At 42.5% G+C, this 16,705-nt stretch carries 12 protein-coding genes; 6 read left to right on the top strand and 6 right to left on the bottom strand.

The features are described from left to right. The first annotated feature begins 14 nt into the window (after positions 1–14). Positions 15–1,199 carry a uracil-xanthine permease family protein gene (locus tag JZY04_RS04850; RefSeq protein WP_005777463.1) on the top strand — a complete coding sequence of 395 codons (1,185 nt, stop codon included), beginning with the start codon at positions 15–17 and terminating at the stop codon, positions 1,197–1,199. 90 nt (positions 1,200–1,289) lie between these two features. Here the strand turns inward: JZY04_RS04850 and hcp are convergent, their stop codons facing one another. From hcp to JZY04_RS04820, 6 genes are all read right to left on the bottom strand, one after another. Continuing rightward, complete coding sequence (gene hcp, locus JZY04_RS04845) at positions 1,290–2,921, bottom strand: hydroxylamine reductase (protein WP_122143341.1); 1,632 nt, start codon at positions 2,919–2,921, stop codon at positions 1,290–1,292. Positions 2,922–3,027: 106 nt separating this feature from the next. Then, complete coding sequence (locus JZY04_RS04840) at positions 3,028–3,693, bottom strand: Crp/Fnr family transcriptional regulator (RefSeq protein ID WP_005805678.1); 666 nt, start codon at positions 3,691–3,693, stop codon at positions 3,028–3,030. 118 nt (positions 3,694–3,811) lie between these two features. Next, on the bottom strand, positions 3,812–5,125 hold the full coding sequence (locus JZY04_RS04835) for a PAS domain-containing sensor histidine kinase (protein ID WP_122143340.1): 1,314 nt from the start codon (positions 5,123–5,125) through the stop codon (positions 3,812–3,814). Continuing rightward, a complete protein-coding gene (locus JZY04_RS04830; protein ID WP_122143339.1) occupies positions 5,122–6,453 on the bottom strand; it encodes a sigma-54 dependent transcriptional regulator in 1,332 nt (443 codons plus the stop codon). Before JZY04_RS04830 ends, JZY04_RS04835 begins: the two co-directional genes overlap by 4 nt. A gap of 153 nt (positions 6,454–6,606) precedes the next feature. Further along, positions 6,607–7,317 (bottom strand): hypothetical protein, encoded by a 711-nt coding sequence (locus JZY04_RS04825; protein WP_005805685.1) that lies wholly within the window; start codon positions 7,315–7,317, stop codon positions 6,607–6,609. Next, positions 7,292–8,101: a metallophosphoesterase gene (locus JZY04_RS04820; RefSeq protein ID WP_005805687.1), complete on the bottom strand. Its 810-nt coding sequence runs from the start codon at positions 8,099–8,101 to the stop codon at positions 7,292–7,294. Before JZY04_RS04820 ends, JZY04_RS04825 begins: the two co-directional genes overlap by 26 nt. Positions 8,102–8,351: 250 nt before the next feature. Between JZY04_RS04820 and JZY04_RS04815 the strand changes: the two genes are divergently transcribed. From JZY04_RS04815 to JZY04_RS04795, 5 genes are read left to right on the top strand one after another with little or no spacing between them, the layout of a single operon-like run. After that, on the top strand, positions 8,352–10,646 hold the full coding sequence (locus tag JZY04_RS04815; protein WP_220577418.1) for an FtsX-like permease family protein: 2,295 nt from the start codon (positions 8,352–8,354) through the stop codon (positions 10,644–10,646). Between the two features lie 32 nt (positions 10,647–10,678). After that, positions 10,679–11,353 (top strand): ABC transporter ATP-binding protein, encoded by a 675-nt coding sequence (locus tag JZY04_RS04810; protein ID WP_032529935.1) that lies wholly within the window; start codon positions 10,679–10,681, stop codon positions 11,351–11,353. A gap of 20 nt (positions 11,354–11,373) precedes the next feature. Further along, a complete protein-coding gene (locus tag JZY04_RS04805) occupies positions 11,374–13,668 on the top strand; it encodes an ABC transporter permease (protein ID WP_122143337.1) in 2,295 nt (764 codons plus the stop codon). Between the two features lie 15 nt (positions 13,669–13,683). Beyond that, complete coding sequence (locus JZY04_RS04800) at positions 13,684–14,358, top strand: ABC transporter ATP-binding protein (protein ID WP_220576330.1); 675 nt, start codon at positions 13,684–13,686, stop codon at positions 14,356–14,358. Positions 14,359–14,369: 11 nt separating this feature from the next. Continuing rightward, positions 14,370–16,679 (top strand): FtsX-like permease family protein, encoded by a 2,310-nt coding sequence (locus JZY04_RS04795; protein WP_122143332.1) that lies wholly within the window; start codon positions 14,370–14,372, stop codon positions 16,677–16,679. Positions 16,680–16,705 lie beyond the last annotated feature (26 nt).

The raw sequence follows: 16,705 nt of genomic DNA, 5'->3' as shown, positions 1-16,705 counted from the left end.
CATTCTATATCTATATGGATTCAAATCATCTTTCTCCTTTACGTAAGGGCGTGGTAGGAGTACAGTTTCTTTTTGTGGCTTTTGGCGCTACTGTTCTCGTACCTTTATTGGTCGGACTTGACCCCTCTACAGCCTTATTTACGGCCGGTATCGGTACACTTCTTTTTCATTTGGTAACAAAGGGGAAAGTTCCTATCTTCCTGGGCAGTAGCTTTGCGTTTATTGCTCCCATTATTAAAGCAACCGAATTATACGGACTCGCCGGCACGCTTTCTGGAATGGTGGGGGTTGCATTGGTATACTTTGTCATGAGTGCTTTGGTCAAATGGCAGGGAATCAGACTGATTGAACGCCTGTTCCCTCCGGTAGTTATTGGTCCGGTAATTATCTTGATCGGGCTTTCACTTGCCGGAACCGGAGTCAATATGGCAAAAGAAAACTGGACTCTTGCATTACTTTCATTACTGACTGCCGTGGTTGTATCTATCCGTGCTAAAGGACTATTGAAGCTAATACCTATCTTTTGCGGAATTATCGTGGGGTATGTTGCCGCATTGGTCTTTTATGATGTCGATCTGTCGGGAGTGAGAGATGCAGCATGGTTGGGCTTTCCGCAGTTTGTATTTCCTAAGTTCTCCTGGGAGCCTATTTTGTTTATGATGCCGGTAGCGATTGCTCCGGTGATAGAACATATCGGTGATGTGTATGTAGTAAATACTGTAACCGGAAAGGACTATGTGAAAGATCCCGGATTGCATCGAACGCTCTTGGGAGATGGTTTGGCCTGTCTTTGTGCAGGCTTGTTGGGAGGTCCTCCTGTGACTACATATTCGGAAGTAACCGGAGCGATGTCACTTACCAAGGTGACAAATCCTCAGGTAATACGAATTGCGGCGGTCACGGCAATCCTGTTTTCAGTGATCGGCAAAGTCAGTGCTTTGCTAAAGTCTATCCCTTCGGCTGTATTGGGAGGAATCATGCTGCTTCTTTTCGGTACGATTGCTTGTGCGGGAATTGCCAATCTTGTCAATAATTGCATTGACTTGAGCCGGACACGCAATATCATAATTGTTTCTCTGACCTTGACAATAGGCATAGGTGGAGCCGTGTTGACATGGGGTGAGTTTTCATTGTCAGGAATCGGTCTCGCTGCATTGGTAGGAGTAGGGTTGAACCTGGTGCTCCCGAGAGAAGAGTGATAAACGATGAAGGGTAAACGATAAACCGGTTGTGTGCCATAGGCAAGAGTCCTCCGTTTATCGTTTACTGTTCATCATTTACCGTTCATATCATGCCAGGAACTTTGCAATATCTTCGTCCGCTGTGCTGATACCTCCGATTCCGAAGTTATCGATCAGTACCTGTTTTACGTTAGGTGATAAGAATGCAGGAAGTGTCGGTCCCAAATGAATCTTTTTCACTCCAAGTGCTAACAAAGCCAGCAGAACAATAACGGCTTTTTGTTCATACCACGCAATGTTATAAACGATTGGCAGATCATTGATATCTTTTAGTCCGAATACTTCCTGCAATTTCATAGCGATGATAGCGAGCGAATAACTGTCATTACACTGTCCGGCATCCAGTACTCGGGGAATGCCGTTGATGTCTCCTAAAGGTAGCTTATTATATCGATACTTGGCACATCCTGCTGTCAGGATCACTGTATCTGCCGGAAGTTTCTCTGCAAACTCTGTGTAATAACTGCGACTTTTCATTCGGCCGTCACATCCGGCCATGACGAAGAACTTACGGATAGCACCGCTTTTTACTGCTTCTACCACCTTATCGGCCAATGCGATTACTTGGGCATGGGCGAATCCGCCTACAATCGTACCGTTTTCTATTGCTACCGGTGGATGGCAACGTCGTGCATGTTCAATGATGATAGAGAAGTCTTTTGGCTTTCCGTCTTTACGTTCGGGGATGTGGATAGCACCTTCCAAACCGGTAGCTCCCGTTGTGTAAATCCGATCTTTATAAGTGGCATTCGGGCGTGGTGGAACGATGCAATTGGTAGTGAAGAGGATGGGACCGTTGAAACTCTCAAATTCCTCTTTTTGCTTCCACCAGGCATTGCCGTAATTTCCTACTAAATGCTTGTATTGCTTCAGCCGGGGATAATAATGTGCCGGCAGCATTTCACTGTGGGTATAAATGTCTATACCGGTACCTTCTGTTTGCTGTAGCAATTCTTCTATATCTTTCAGGTCATGCCCGCTGACAAGGATACCAGGATTGCTCCGGACGCCAATATTTACTTCAGATATTTCCGGATTTCCGTAATGATTGGTGTTGGCAGTATCAAGCTGGGCCATTGCCTGTACCCCATAATTTCCGGTAGTGAGTGTGAGGGTTATCAGTTCATCTACCGTAATATCTTCGCGGGTCAGTTCTGCCAGTGCGTGTTGCATAAAAGCAAATATTTCCGGGTTTTCGTATCCTAAGTTATAGGCATGTTCTACATATGCCGCCATACCTTTAATGCCATAGTGAACCAGTTCTTTCAGTGAACGGATGTCTTCGTTCGGAGTGCGAAGTACGCCTACAGTTTGGGCTTTTTCTTCAAACTCTGATTCATCGCCATACCAGGTACATTCATCGGGGACAGACTCGATAGTAACCTGACTACCTAAATCTTTTTTGAGTTCGAGGCCCTTCTTTATTTTTTCAATAATGGCCCGTTTGTCAAAATTGGCGTTTGTAATAGTGACAAACAAGGCATCGAAGATGAATTTATCTGCCTGGGCAGAAGAACGTCCTTCTTTGCGTAATGCCTGGTTGTAGACTGCGATTCCGCGTACAACAAAAAGCAAGAGGTCTTGCATATTGGCTACTTCGGGAGTTTTCCCGCATACTCCGCTAAGGATACAGCCTGTACCTTTTGCGGTTTCCTGACACTGATAACAGAACATACTCATAATTCTTACGTATTAATTGGTTTCTTAATTGAAGGCAAAGATAGGTGGAGGATTTGAGGTAGTTCTGTAACCAATGTTACAAACAATAGAAAAAAGATTGGAGATTTTATTGTATCAACTGCATTAAATCTTCTTTTCTCAGGATATGCACTAATTTCCGGTCTGTTCTGATCAGGCCATCATCCTGCATGTGTGCCAGTTCGCGTGCCAGTGAGGGGCGTGACACTCCGAAATAATCGGCCAATTCTTGCTGTGAGCGATCGAGTAGTATAGGATTTCCCTCCTGCTGTTTTGAAATCCGGAGCAGGTACGAGGCCAGTTTTTGCCGGATCGTCTTGAAAGACATAAAAAATAGTTTGTCGGCAAGTGTCCGGGCATAATTGGCCGAAAGGTTCATATAGTTTTCTAAGAATCTCTCATTTCTCCGGAATAGCTTCAGTACACTTTCTTTAGGTATTTCAAAAATTTCAGTAGCTTCGTTTGCTGTGACCTCTACCGGGTAACGATTGTCGGCACCAAACAAGAAAAGTGGGGCTATCGCACGAGGGGCAGTAATATCCTCTACTTTAATCAGTCTGCCCGAATAATCGATCATTTCTCCCCGGACACTGCCCTTTAGCAATATCATCAGCCGGTTGCATACGTCACCTTGTCTGGCAAGAATGTCACCTTTGCGGAACATACGGAGGTGAGAAACGATTCCGTCAAAATCACGGGATAGCGTTTCGGGCGAAATTCCGTGGAATAAAGGGTTGTTAGCAAGATAGGTCATGGCTTTAAAGATTGAATTGATATATTATTAATAACAGGAATCTTTTCTCATTGTTTGCCGGTAACTGTTGCTATTGCGTTGCTAATAATACTGATATCGCATTTTGGAAACAATGGTTTTACTTAAATTTCAGCACAAATTTAGTTTCTTTACCCGGTAATAAGGTGATGCTTCCTCCGGACAGACGCATGATCTGGCGAGAGATACTAAGTCCGATGCCGCTACCTCCCTCTTTGGTCGTAAAGAATGGGATGAAGATATGGTCTGCTATTTCCGGGGGAATGACGGGACCATTGTTCTTGATCTCTATCAGTATCTCTTCCGAATCGTTACAGCGGGCACTGATTTCTATTTTTCCGTCAGCTTGTGTACCAATAGCTTGAATTGCATTTTTGAGCAGATTGATGACAACCTGCGAGATCAGATTTTCATCGGCATAAACAATTAAGTCGGCAGGAGAAATATCTGTATGAAACGTGATGTTTTTGCAAGTGTTCTGATGCCGTGCCAGTTCTACCATGCGATCGATGAAGGCTTTTACATAAAACAAAGATGGTTCGGGAGTGGGGATACGGGTAAAACGTCGATAAGACTCTACAAAAGCTAATAACCCTTTCCCTGTAGTGCTGATGGTCTGGAGACCACTGCGTATTTCTTCGTCATGGGTATCGGAAAGTGAGAGCAGGGTATCGCTCAGTGAAGTGATGGGAGTTACCGAATTCATTATTTCGTGAGTCAATACACGTGTCAGGCGTATCCACGAATCAATTTCCTTTTCGTCCAATTCGCTGTTGATGTCGCTGAGAGCGAGGATGCGTAAATGTTCTTTGCGTATTGTAATATCCGATACGCGAATGGAAAGATTGACTGTGCCCCGTTCATTATTAAAAGTAATCTGTAGTTTTTCTCCGGTACGGCAGAATTCCACCTTTTGCATCAATGTCACGTCTACTTTACTCAGTTGGCGGATGTGAGTAAGTACATTCAATCCTAACAGACGGAGTGCTTCGTTATTTTTTTGATAGATGGCTCCGTTATCGTTGAGCACTAATACTCCTGTGTTTATACAGTCAAGAATAAGTTCATAGTACTTCTCTTGTTGTGCCGTTTCCGATTTTACATTATATAATATGTGTCCCACCCGGTTCAGTGCACGATTGATTTCCCGGGTTTCGGGTGTGGTTTTTTCTTCCGGGAAGTGAATGGCATTGTCGTTGTTCTCAAGCGCATCGATCATGAAAAGAACCCGCTTGGTATGGATGCGGTATAGAGATAATTGCCACCAGATGCTGAAGATTAAAAAACAGAGGCTCAATATCATCCAAACGAAGTCTCTGTTTGAGTAAAGCAGAGCCGCTGTTATGGCAAAACAGAGGCTCACTCCGAGGCGGAACCAATATCGTTCGGTAAGTAGTCTGATGTGAGTCTTCATAAGCTGAACTTTTTCATCTTATTGTATAGTGTCTGGCGGGTGATTCCCAATTGGGAAGCTACTGCCGAAAGGTTGCCTTCGCATTTATCCAATGCCTTCCGGATCATGGCTTTTTCCATCTCCTCAAGTGTGGAAGCTTCGGTTTGCTGTATTTCTGTTTTTTGTACCAATTGAAACATTTCGGCAGGTATCGAATTGCCGTCACAGATGATGACTGCTTTTTCGATAGCATGTTCCAGTTCCCGGATGTTACCGTACCAGGAGTGTGCGGTCAGCTTTTCACAAGCAGATGCAGTCAGGCTGATGGGAGCTTTGTCGTATTGTTTACAGAAACGTGTAATGAAGCGTTCGGCCAGTGGGACAATATCTTCCCTGCGATTACGCAGAGGCGGAATCTCTACATGAATGGTGTTGATACGGTAAAGTAAGTCTTCGCGGAACTCTCCTTTATCAACCATTCCCTGTAGATTCCGGTTGGTAGCACAAATCAGCCGGATATCTACAGGAACAGGTTCGTTACTACCTACCCGTACGATACTTCTTTGTTGGATGGCTGTCAACAGTTTGGCTTGCAGGTGGTAGGGGAGGTTCCCGATTTCGTCAAGAAAGAGAGAACTATGGTTGGCTGCTTCAAATTTACCCGTGCGGTCGGCATGTGCATCGGTAAAAGAACCTTTCACATGTCCGAAAAGCTCGCTTTCGAATAAAGACTCGGTAATTGCCCCCATGTCTACGGAGACCATCGTTTCTTTATAACGGGATGACAGGGCGTGAATCTCCCGGGCGAGCATTTCTTTTCCGGTGCCGTTTTCTCCCGTAATCAATATGTTGGCATTGGTTGTAGCTACTTTTTCTACCAGCATGCGAAGTTGTTGCATAGCACTGCTTTCACCCCAGTACATGGCAGCTATAGAAGGATTTTCTTTCTTTCGGTTCTTCTTTTTGCCTTCTTTGGCCTGTGAAGCAGCGTTTAGCAGAGTCTCGACTAACTTTTGGTTATCCCATGGCTTTACGATAAAGTCGGTAGCGCCTTCTTTGATACCTCGTACAGCTAAATCAATATCGGCGTATGCGGTGAAAAGTACTACCGGGAGATTGGGGTATTGGCGTTTGATTTCGTGCAACCAGAATAGGCCCTCGTTGCCGTTGTTGATGCCGGAAGTGAAATTCATGTCCAATAAGACGACTTCCGGATTTTCTTCTCTCAGAACAGATGACAAGCTGACTGGTGAAGAGAGGGTGATGGTTTTCGAAAAATGATTTTTCAGTAATAGCTGCACTGCTGTCAGTACTCCTTTGTTATCGTCGACAATGATAATGGTTCCCATTTAGAAGATTGAAATTTAATTGTTAGCGGCAAAGTTAATAACAATTCTCTATTACAGAGGATCAAAATGAATCTAAATCCGGGAAATATCTTATTATCTCCCCTCCTGACAGGAGAAAGAGGGGAGATAAAATTTCATCTTTTGTTTATGTCATTATAGCCACTGGAATTTTAATCCGAAAGATAGGCTTAAATAGTCACGTGCCCGTAAGTAACGGTTTGTGGCACGGCTTATCAGCAGCAAGTCGCAAGTACTCAATTCATAAAAGAGTGTGACAGACTTGGTAAAGAAACGACGGTCTTTATCAATGTTATAGGTTAACCGTTGTCCCAGAAAGATGTGGGTACGGATTTTGGAAGAGAAGCCATAGTACCCTTCCGGATAGCGGCTGGGTTCTTTTACCCAGAACTCGTGTCCGAATACCGTATTAAAGTAGAGCCCGCATGACAGAGGTTCCGTAGAAAAGCCTTTCCCCAACTCAAGACTCCAAGGCATATAGTTTTGCTTGAGGGTCATAGTCAGTTTCGTGCGATGTGAGTCATGTTTGGGAATAAATCCCAGAAAAAGGTCGGTTTCCCACTGATCCCTCCGTCCGTAATCCCATCCGGTTCCGAAAGAGAACATGCCCATATTTCCGGCAAACTGTATTTTATTGTGAGTCGGTATCAAAGAGTTCCATCCTTTCCGGAAACGGTGGATGCGTTTATCATATTTGCTGGGCTCCGATTTGGAGACCAGAACAGTATCTTTGGTTTCTTCTTCATCACTTTTGTCTGCCTGTGCCAAAGCGTCTTCCGGACAAAACAAGAACAGTGCCAATACAGTATAAAGAGTAGATTTAAAATTCAACCACTTCATAATCATATCCTTCAGGTTTTATGGTGAATACTAAATAACTGCGGTTTTTCATACAATTGCTGCCGTAATACATTACTCCGTCCTCAAATACATCCGAAGCACTGATACGATGCTCATGGGCTACAGTACAGAATTGCAGGGCTGGAAATTGACGTATATACATTTGAAAGATCTTGGCTACATTGTTATTAAACTGATCGCACAAAGGGCGGGCATGCATGCAAAATACCGTCTTGTCAAACTCGTCCGAACGTTCTGTCAATTCCGCTTCGATAAAATTGAAATCCGGAATAGGATCCGAGTAATCATATTCCATTGCATTCGTATTGAGGCATACAAACTTTACTCTTCCTGCGATAAATGAAAAATTAGTATCTCCAAATATCTTCCTGAATGCTTCTTCTCCTGTTCCCAAACAGTCATGATTACCAATCAAGGCGACATACGGCACATTTAGTTTGTTCATGATATCTCTTTGCCATAGAAATTCGTCTGTTAGTCCGAAATCGCTCAGATCCCCTCCATGCACTACAAAGTCGATGTCGTTTCGTTTATTTACGGCATTTACAAAGTCTACTGTCTCGTCATACCATCGTTGCGAGTCACCCATAGCTATAAAGCGGATAGTAGTCTTATTCAGACATTTGGCTTCTATCTTCTCGATATTTTTGTTATTAATATCTCTTTCGCCTTTGATTTTGACATCGTAGGGATGGTAGTCTATCATGTCGCAACCGGTAAGTAACAGGCAAGAGAGAAAGATTCCGATTATTCCTTTTTTCTTATCCATAAACTATTTTTTTGAAGTGAAAACTCGATGCAAAGATAGAGTTTTCTTCTCGATAAGCAAATATTGTTGTCTAATAAATAGACAGCAGTGTCTAAGAATTAGACAGGTAGAATGAAGATGTTGAAATGTAATGGTTTGATTGTCAATAGATAAATCCTCTTGGCACGCTTTCTGCTTTATAATAGATAAATAACTTTATAATTATTGAGTTACTTCTGTTTTTCTAAAATAATAATATACAGACAGAGATATGAGACAACTTTACTACACTTTCCGGACTCTTCTTAATAGGCGGGGCTTAAATTTGGCTAAAATTATTTCGTTGACCTTGGGATTATTTATGGGGATACTGCTTTTTGCACGTGTTACTTTTGAATTGAGTTTTGACAACCATTATTACGAGGCTGATAAATTATGTGCCGTCAATGTTACAGTGCATTATAAGGATGGTGAAAAGAAAGGTCCTTACCCGACAGTGATGGCTCCTGTTCCGACTGCTATTAGTGAAAACTTTCCCGAAGATATTGAGTCGGCTACAGTGGTGCGTGTGCAAAGTCGTAGTAATACTTTGTTCAATGGAAGTACTCGTTTGGAGCCTAAGGTCATTCTTGCCGATTCTCTTTTTTTTCGGACGATGGGTATTGAGGTCCTAAAAGGTAACCCGCATGAGCTGGGTAATCCGGAAACCATGTTCATTTCCGAGAGTTTTGCACGAAAAGCATTTGGCAATGAAGATCCGATAGGGAAAGTACTACTTTATAAGCGTTCCTTTCCCATGACTGTTAAAGGTGTCTATGCGGATATTCCGGAGAATAGTTCTTTACGCCATGATGTGGTAATATCTTTTGCTACCATCATAAAACATGAGTGGGAATGTGTCAGCTGGACTTGTGGCGATAGTTTCGAAGGGTATATTCGCCTGAAAGAGAGCGGAAGTTTGGAGAAAGTGAACTCTCGGATAGATAAGGTGATTGAAAAGTACTTGCCGTTCGATCTTGAAAATGACGGCTTTGGAATGCGCTATTCACTTCAACCGATCCGTGAAGTTTACGCAGAGACTCCCGTTGTACATAAAATGATAATGATTATGTCCTTATTGGGATTTGTTATCCTTTTTATAGCTGCAATGAATTATGTTTTGATTTCTGTTTCGTCACTCGCAAGTCGTGCCAAAGCGATAGGTGTACATAAATGCAGTGGAGCCAGTGGCGAAAACATCTTTTCGATGTTTCTTTGGGAGACAAGCATTATCATTTTGGTATCTTTGATATTGGTCGGTGTCTTGGTTTTAAATTTTGATGAGCAAATAGAGGATATTGCTTCCGCTTCTTTAAGTTCTCTTTTTGCATGGAGAACTCTCTGGGTACCTGTTTGTGTTATTCTGGTTCTGTTTTTATTTGCCGGTATCATTCCCGGATATCTATTTTCATCTATTCCTGTCACTCAGGTGTTCCGACGTTATACTGAAGGGAGGAGAGGTTGGAAACGGTCTCTGCTTTTTGTACAGTTTACCGGGATGACTTTTATTTTTGGTGTATTGTGCGTGGTTCTTATACAGTACAATCGGATTACAACCAAACCTTTAGGGTATAATGCTGACGGAGTGGCTTTCACTTATCACAGCTTTGATGATCCGGAATCTGCTTTGGATAATCTCCGTCGTTTATCAATGGTAAAAGATGTTGCTGTCTGTTGGTCAAACATAACTTCCGGTTATAGCGGTCAGCCTGTTGCTGATGATAACGGAGCGATTGTATTCACAGCCCGTCTGAATGTTTGTTCATATAATTATGCTCCGTTTATGGGGATTCGTATTAAAGAAGGGAAGGATTTGGATGGTCCCAATCAGGTTCTGGTAAATGAAAAGTTTGTAAAGTCTATCCATTGGACTGATGGGGCTGTGGGCATGAGATATGAGGATTTTACAGTTGTGGGAGTGATGGAAGACTTTCCGGTAAGCAGTTATTATGATGAATTAAAACCGGTGGTATTTATGGGGCAACAGGATGTGAATGATTGTTATCACGTCCGGCTCAAGGCACCTTACGAGGAAAATCTTCGTCTGCTTAATAAAACAATAAGAGAAATGTATCCCACTGAAGATATTGTATTTATATCATTACAGAAAACCATTGATAACCAATATTTAAGCGTACTTCGCTTTCGCAATGCCGTGATATTGGCTTTTATTGTTATCTTGCTGATTTCACTGATGGGACTGATAGGATATACTAATGATGAAGTACGTCGTCATAGCAAAGAAATAGCTATTCGTAAGGTGAATGGTGCCGAAGCTTCCCATATATTAAAATTACTTTCCAAGGAGGTCGTTTGGGTAGCTCTGCCAGCCGTATTGTTAGGTGCTACAGGAGCCTATTTTATGGGTATTCATTGGTTGGGACAATTTACCGAACAGATTCATTTGAAGGTGTATTGGTTTGTACTGATTGCTTTGGCTATAATGGCTGTAATTGTGATTAGTGTGATGATAAAATCCTGGCACATAGCCAACGAGAATCCTGTAAAGAGTATAAAGAATGAATAAACAAAAATAAACCGATTAAAATAAAAAGAATTATGATACAGATTAATGATCTTAGTAAAGTTTTTCGTACTTCTGAAGTAGAAACCGTAGCGTTAAACCATGTGAGCCTGGATATAGAGGAAGGTGAGTTTGTTGCCATTATGGGACCTTCCGGTTGCGGCAAGTCTACGTTGCTCAATATTTTGGGATTACTTGATAACCCGACAGAAGGTTCTTATCAGTTGATGGGGCAGGAGGTAGCCGGTCTTCAGGAGAAGGAGCGTACGCGGGTACGTAAGGGTAAACTGGGCTTTGTCTTCCAGAGTTTCAACCTGATTGATGAACTGAATGTTTACGAGAATGTGGAACTTCCTCTCACTTATCTGGGGTATAAGGCTTCCGACCGGAGAAAAATGGTAGAGAATATGCTGCGCCGGATGAATATTAGTCATCGTGCCAAGCATTTCCCACAGCAACTCTCCGGTGGACAACAACAACGTGTGGCTATAGCCCGTGCGGTAGTAACTAATCCGAAATTGATCCTTGCTGACGAACCTACGGGAAATCTCGATTCTAAGAATGGTGCTGAAGTCATGAATCTGCTGACAGAGTTGAATAAAGAAGGTACTACGATTATTATGGTGACCCACTCCCAACATGATGCCTCGTTTGCCCATCGTACAGTACATCTGTTCGATGGCAGTATTGTGGCGAGTGTAACAGCTTAATAAATTAAAAGGATCATACGATGAAACAATTCTATTATACCATTCTGACATTGATTCGCGGACGCGGAAGTAATGTCATTAAAGTAATATCTCTGACGTTGGGGCTATTAGTTTCTATTATTTTATTCTCTCGAGTTGCTTTTGAGCTTAGTTATGATAACTTTTTTCAGGATGTGGATGATCTTTATATCGTAAAAACGGAGTGGGTTGAGAATGGAGTGATTAAAGGGAATGCCGGAGTATATACATTGATTCCGGTAGCCTCTACCATTGCTGAGGAATTTCCGGAAGAGGTAGAAAGTGCAGCTTTTTCGAGTTTGTCTTTCGGAACTACTTTAAAGATAGGCAACCGAAAGTTGAATCGGTCTTTCATTTTATCTGACTCTCTTTATTTTCGTACCATGGGGATAGAAGTTATTAATGGCAATCCGAATGATTTGACCAACCCAGATGTGGTTTTTTTGTCACAGTCTGTTGCACGAGAAGTATTTGGTGAAGAGGATCCTATAGGAAAAACCTTACATCTGATGGTTTGGGGCACTCAAGTTGAAGCTTTGGTGAGAGGAGTTTATGCCGATCTTCCGGATAATGTATCGCTGGAACGTCACGAAATGGTTCTTTCTTTTGCCAGCCATAATAAATATGGTTGGGGACGTTCGGGTTGGACGAGTGGTGGTAATTATAATGCTTTTATCCGCTTAAAAGACGGAGAAAGAAGCGCTGATGCTATCAATGCCGGTATTGATAAGGTGATTGCAAAGCACATTCCTCCTGAAATGAATCTGCATTTACATATGTTTGTAGTACCTTTACGTACTATTCATTTGGAGCAATCTAATGTGCGGAAGACAATTTTAATAATGTCTTTATTAGGATTTGCCATTCTTTTTGCCGCCACTATGAACTATGTACTTATTTCTATTTCTTCACTTTCTCACCGGGCAAAAGGGATCGGCGTTCACAAGTGTAATGGTGCGTCTGATAAGGCTATACTTTCGATGTTTATATATGAAACAGCTTTGATTATAGGGATCTCTCTGCTTTTCATGGTAGTACTTTTATTCCAGTTCCAGGAAAAAATTGAAGAATTGGCGGGAGTGTCGTTATCATCTCTTTTCACTTGGCACAATCTATGGGCTCCATTGTCGGTAGTTGCCTTTTTGTTTATTATTGGAGGTGTATTGCCGGGAAAAGTTTTCTCTTCAATTCCGGTAACGCAGGTTTTCCATCATTACACTAAAGGAAATATGGGTTGGAAGCGGACACTTCTATTTATAGAATTTGCAGGAGTAGCTTTTATTTTTGGATTGATGTGTGTGACTTTTTTTCAGTTCCATTATATTACAAATAGAGATATGGGGTATCGACCGGAACGTGTAGCATCTTGTTGGCATAAGTTTGCTGAGCCCGATAATGCACGTAATAATTTGAAATCTTTGCCTTATGTAGAAGGAGTAGCCACTGCTGAGGGAGGTATGATGTGGCTTGGAAACCGACAGGTGACTGATGAGAACGGGAATGCTCTTTTCACTCCCCGTTGTGGTATATTTGACAAAGATTTTGTCCCACTTATGGGGCTTCGGCTTAAGGCCGGGCAAAACCTCACAGGCGAAAGGCAATTTCTGGTCAATCAACCCTATGTAGAAAAGATGGGTTGGACAGGTAGTGGCGTTGGTGAAATAATCCCTAATCGAGGGACGGTGGTAGGGATACTCGCACCTTTCTGTTCTGGTACACTTCCACCTGACTATGAACCTATAGAGATTGAATGGGGGATTAATTTAGTAAATATGCATGTACGTCTTAAAGAACCTTTTGCAGATAATCTGCGTATGTTGAATAATGAAATGAAAAAGATATATCCACAAGAAGAAATTGAGTTCACCTCTTTGGAGCGGGATTTGGAAAGGGGCTATCGTCCTACAATGATATTCCGTGATACTACTATATTGGCTTTTATAACGATTCTGTTTATCACTTTGATGGGATTGATCGGGTATACGAATGATGAAGTTCGCAGACGTGGTAAAGAGATAGCTATTCGTAAGATAAATGGCGCCGAAGTAAGTTCTGTTTTGCTTTTGTTATCTAAAGATATCTTCTGGGTAGCTATTCCTTCAATTACTATCGGTACATATGGAGCTTACTTGGTGAGTCAAATATGGATAAGCCAATTTCGGGATACGGTATCTATAAGTATAGGCTGGTATGTAGCAATAGCTATTTGCCTACTGGCTTTTATCATTATATGCATTATTTGGAAATCCTGGCACATCGCCAATGAAAATCCGGTGAATAGTATTAAGAGTGAATAACAAATAAAATAAATTATGATACAGATTAATGACATTAGTAAAGTCTTTCGTACTTCTGAAGTAGAAACCGTAGCGTTAAACCATGTGAGCCTGGATATAGAGGAGGGCGAGTTTGTTGCCATTATGGGACCTTCCGGTTGCGGCAAGTCTACGTTGCTCAATATTTTGGGATTACTTGATAACCCGACAGAAGGTTCTTATCAGTTGATGGGGCAGGAGGTAGCTACTCTTCAGGAGAAGGAGCGTACGCGGGTACGTAAGGGTAAACTGGGCTTTGTCTTCCAGAGTTTCAATTTGATAGATGAACTGAATGTTTACGAGAATGTGGAACTTCCTCTCACTTATTTGGGTATAAAATCTTCTGAACGGCGTCAGATGGTAGAGAATATGCTGCGCCGGATGAATATTAGTCATCGTGCCAAGCATTTCCCACAGCAACTCTCCGGTGGACAACAACAACGCGTGGCTATAGCCCGTGCAGTTGTGACTAACCCGAAATTGATTCTTGCTGACGAACCGACCGGTAACCTTGATTCCAAGAATGGTGCGGAGGTAATGAATTTGTTGACCGAATTGAATAAAGAGGGAACAACAATTATTATGGTGACCCACTCCCAACATGATGCTTCGTTTGCCCATCGCACGGTGCATCTGTTTGACGGTAGCGTGGTGGCAAGTGTAAAGGCTTAATAAAGATCAATATGCTAAGACACATATATTATACCATTCAGACCTTAATCCGTGGACGCAGTTCAAATGTCATTAAGATTATTTCGTTAACTTTGGGACTGTTTGTCGGACTTCTACTGTTTGCCCGGGTCGCGTTTGAACTGAGTTATGACCATTTTTATCCGGAGTCAAGGAACCTGTTTCTGATACAGGCTTCTTACTCTTATGAAGGAAAGCAGGAGAAGCCAAGTCCTTATATTTATGGTGCAATGCCTGCTGCTATCCGGGAGAACTTTCCTGATGAGGTGGAAGAGGCTACTGTGCTGCGTAATGTTGGTCAGCAAATATTTTTTAAAGGAAACGAACGTTTTGATCAACAGCAGACTATTTATGCAGACGATCACTTCCTCCCAACTATGGGGGTAGAAGTGTTGAAAGGGAACAAAGCTGATTTAGTGGCTCCCGACGCTATTTTCATTAATGAATCATTGGCACGACGTGTCTTTGGTGATGCAGACCCTATCGGGCAAACCATGTTATGGGAAAAGAACTATCCGGTCACTGTACGGGGAGTATTTGCCGATCAGCCGGAGAATACAGACCTAAAATATGATGTAATCGTATCGTTTGCCACTTTGTATAAGCGGATGGGAGAGGATCGTGCCGGTTGGGGATATGATATCAGTTACATGGGGGTGGTTCGTTTCCATAATGATACGGAAGCTCCTGAGAGGGTTGCCGGACGGTTACCGGAAATGCAGAAAAAGTATCTTCCGCAGGGGAAGGATGGTTTTTCTGAGGAGTATTCTTTTCAACCTATATCTGAGTACCACAGTAGTCAGCCGGATGTAAGAAAAATGGTGCTTATCATGTCGGTTCTTGCTTTTGCCATTTTATTGATAGCTGCTTTGAACTATGTATTGATTTCCGTATCGTCATTGGCACGTCGTGCAAAAGCAGTGGGAGTCCATAAATGCAGTGGGGCCAGTGATGGTAACATATTCGGTATGTTTTTATGGGAAACCATGTTTATTATATTGTCTGCACTCGTATTGGTCGGGCTATTGATTCTGAATCTTAGGGAACTGATTCAGGATACGCTGAACGCCTCGGTCGGTGCACTTTTCACTTGGGAGACCTTATGGGTGCCTTTGCTTGTGATAGCAGTTGTTTTCTTCGTGGCAGGAGTGATACCCGGATATATGTTTTCGTCTATTCCGGTGAGTCAGGTTTTTCGTCGTTATACCGAACGGAAGACAACCTGGAAGCGCCCGTTACTTTTTGTTCAGTTTGCCGGAGTACCTTTTGTCTTTGGTTTATTGGCAGTTGTATTGCTTCAATACTATAGTGTGATGAATCGTGAGTTGAATTATAATCCTGAACGGATAGTTGTTGCGAGGTGTTACTTCAGCGATGACGAAGTTGATAATGCCCGTTCTGATATACGTCGTTTGCCGATGGTAGAAGATGTTGCTTTTGCCTGGTTTCCTATTTCCGATTACTATAGTGGTTTCAGTGTCTACAACAGTACAGGAAAGTTGCTTTTCGATGCACATACTTCAATGTGCGATTACCACTTTTTGTCAATGATGGGAGTTCAGCTTATTGATGGTAAAAATTTTGATTCTCCCAAACAGGCTATTGTAAATGAAGAATTTGTGCGGAAGATGCATTGGGAAGACAGTGCGGTAGGTAAACAGGTCAATATCGGGACTTCTCTTCCTGTTGTGGGAGTCGCAAAGGATTTTCCGATACGAAGTGCATATACTCCTCAGGATATAGTGATGTATATCAGCAGTCCCTTTGCTTCCGGAGCTCCCCATGTACGTTTGAAGGAACCATTCGATCAAAATTTGAAAGCTCTCAATCAAAAGATGGGAGAACTGTTTACTACGAAGGATATTGTGTTTATCCCTTTGCAGGAAATAATCGATCAGCAATACGAAGCGATTCGTCGTTTCCGCGATTCGGTAATCATTGCTTCTATTTCCATCCTGCTGATTACCTTGATGGGACTTTTCGGCTATACTAACGATGAAGTCAGTCGTCGTAGTAAAGAGATTGCGATCCGTAAAGTAAATGGGGCTGAGGCCGGAGATGTTTTGCAACTTCTTTCAAGAGATATTTTCTGGACAGCCTTGCCTGCTGTACTATTGGGTGCAGCAGTAGCCTGGTTTGTCGGTGGCAAATGGCTTGAGCAGTTTAGCGATGCCATTGTCCCCAGTGTCTGGCTATACCTCAGCATAGCATTGGTTGTGTTGCTGTTGATTGTTGTCAGCGTAATGCTGCGGGCATGGAAAGTAGCCAACGAAAATCCGGTGAACAGCATTAAATCTGAGTAATGTTTCAAGACTATACGACAGAGGCT

The organism is Bacteroides sp. 11BF (assembly GCF_019633765.1).
GTDB classification, from domain to species: Bacteria; Bacteroidota; Bacteroidia; order Bacteroidales; family Bacteroidaceae; genus Bacteroides; species Bacteroides hominis.
Note: the sequence above shows the minus strand (reverse complement) of the source record. Positions and strands in the feature narration are given on the sequence as shown.

Excerpts from the sequence above, each read along its gene's own strand:
- hcp (WP_122143341.1), bottom strand. The coding sequence starts at position 2,921 with ATGAGTATGTTCTGTTATCAGTGTCAGGAAACCGCAAAAGGTACAGGC.
- JZY04_RS04800 (WP_220576330.1), top strand. The coding sequence starts at position 13,684 with ATGATACAGATTAATGACATTAGTAAAGTCTTTCGTACTTCTGAAGTA.
- JZY04_RS04810 (WP_032529935.1), top strand. The coding sequence starts at position 10,679 with ATGATACAGATTAATGATCTTAGTAAAGTTTTTCGTACTTCTGAAGTA.
- JZY04_RS04815 (WP_220577418.1), top strand. The coding sequence starts at position 8,352 with ATGAGACAACTTTACTACACTTTCCGGACTCTTCTTAATAGGCGGGGC.
- JZY04_RS04835 (WP_122143340.1), bottom strand. The coding sequence starts at position 5,125 with ATGAAGACTCACATCAGACTACTTACCGAACGATATTGGTTCCGCCTC.
- JZY04_RS04820 (WP_005805687.1), bottom strand. The coding sequence starts at position 8,101 with ATGGATAAGAAAAAAGGAATAATCGGAATCTTTCTCTCTTGCCTGTTA.
- JZY04_RS04830 (WP_122143339.1), bottom strand. The coding sequence starts at position 6,453 with ATGGGAACCATTATCATTGTCGACGATAACAAAGGAGTACTGACAGCA.
- JZY04_RS04825 (WP_005805685.1), bottom strand. The coding sequence starts at position 7,317 with ATGATTATGAAGTGGTTGAATTTTAAATCTACTCTTTATACTGTATTG.
- JZY04_RS04850 (WP_005777463.1), top strand. The coding sequence starts at position 15 with ATGGATTCAAATCATCTTTCTCCTTTACGTAAGGGCGTGGTAGGAGTA.
- JZY04_RS04805 (WP_122143337.1), top strand. The coding sequence starts at position 11,374 with ATGAAACAATTCTATTATACCATTCTGACATTGATTCGCGGACGCGGA.
- JZY04_RS04840 (WP_005805678.1), bottom strand. The coding sequence starts at position 3,693 with ATGACCTATCTTGCTAACAACCCTTTATTCCACGGAATTTCGCCCGAA.
- JZY04_RS04795 (WP_122143332.1), top strand. The coding sequence starts at position 14,370 with ATGCTAAGACACATATATTATACCATTCAGACCTTAATCCGTGGACGC.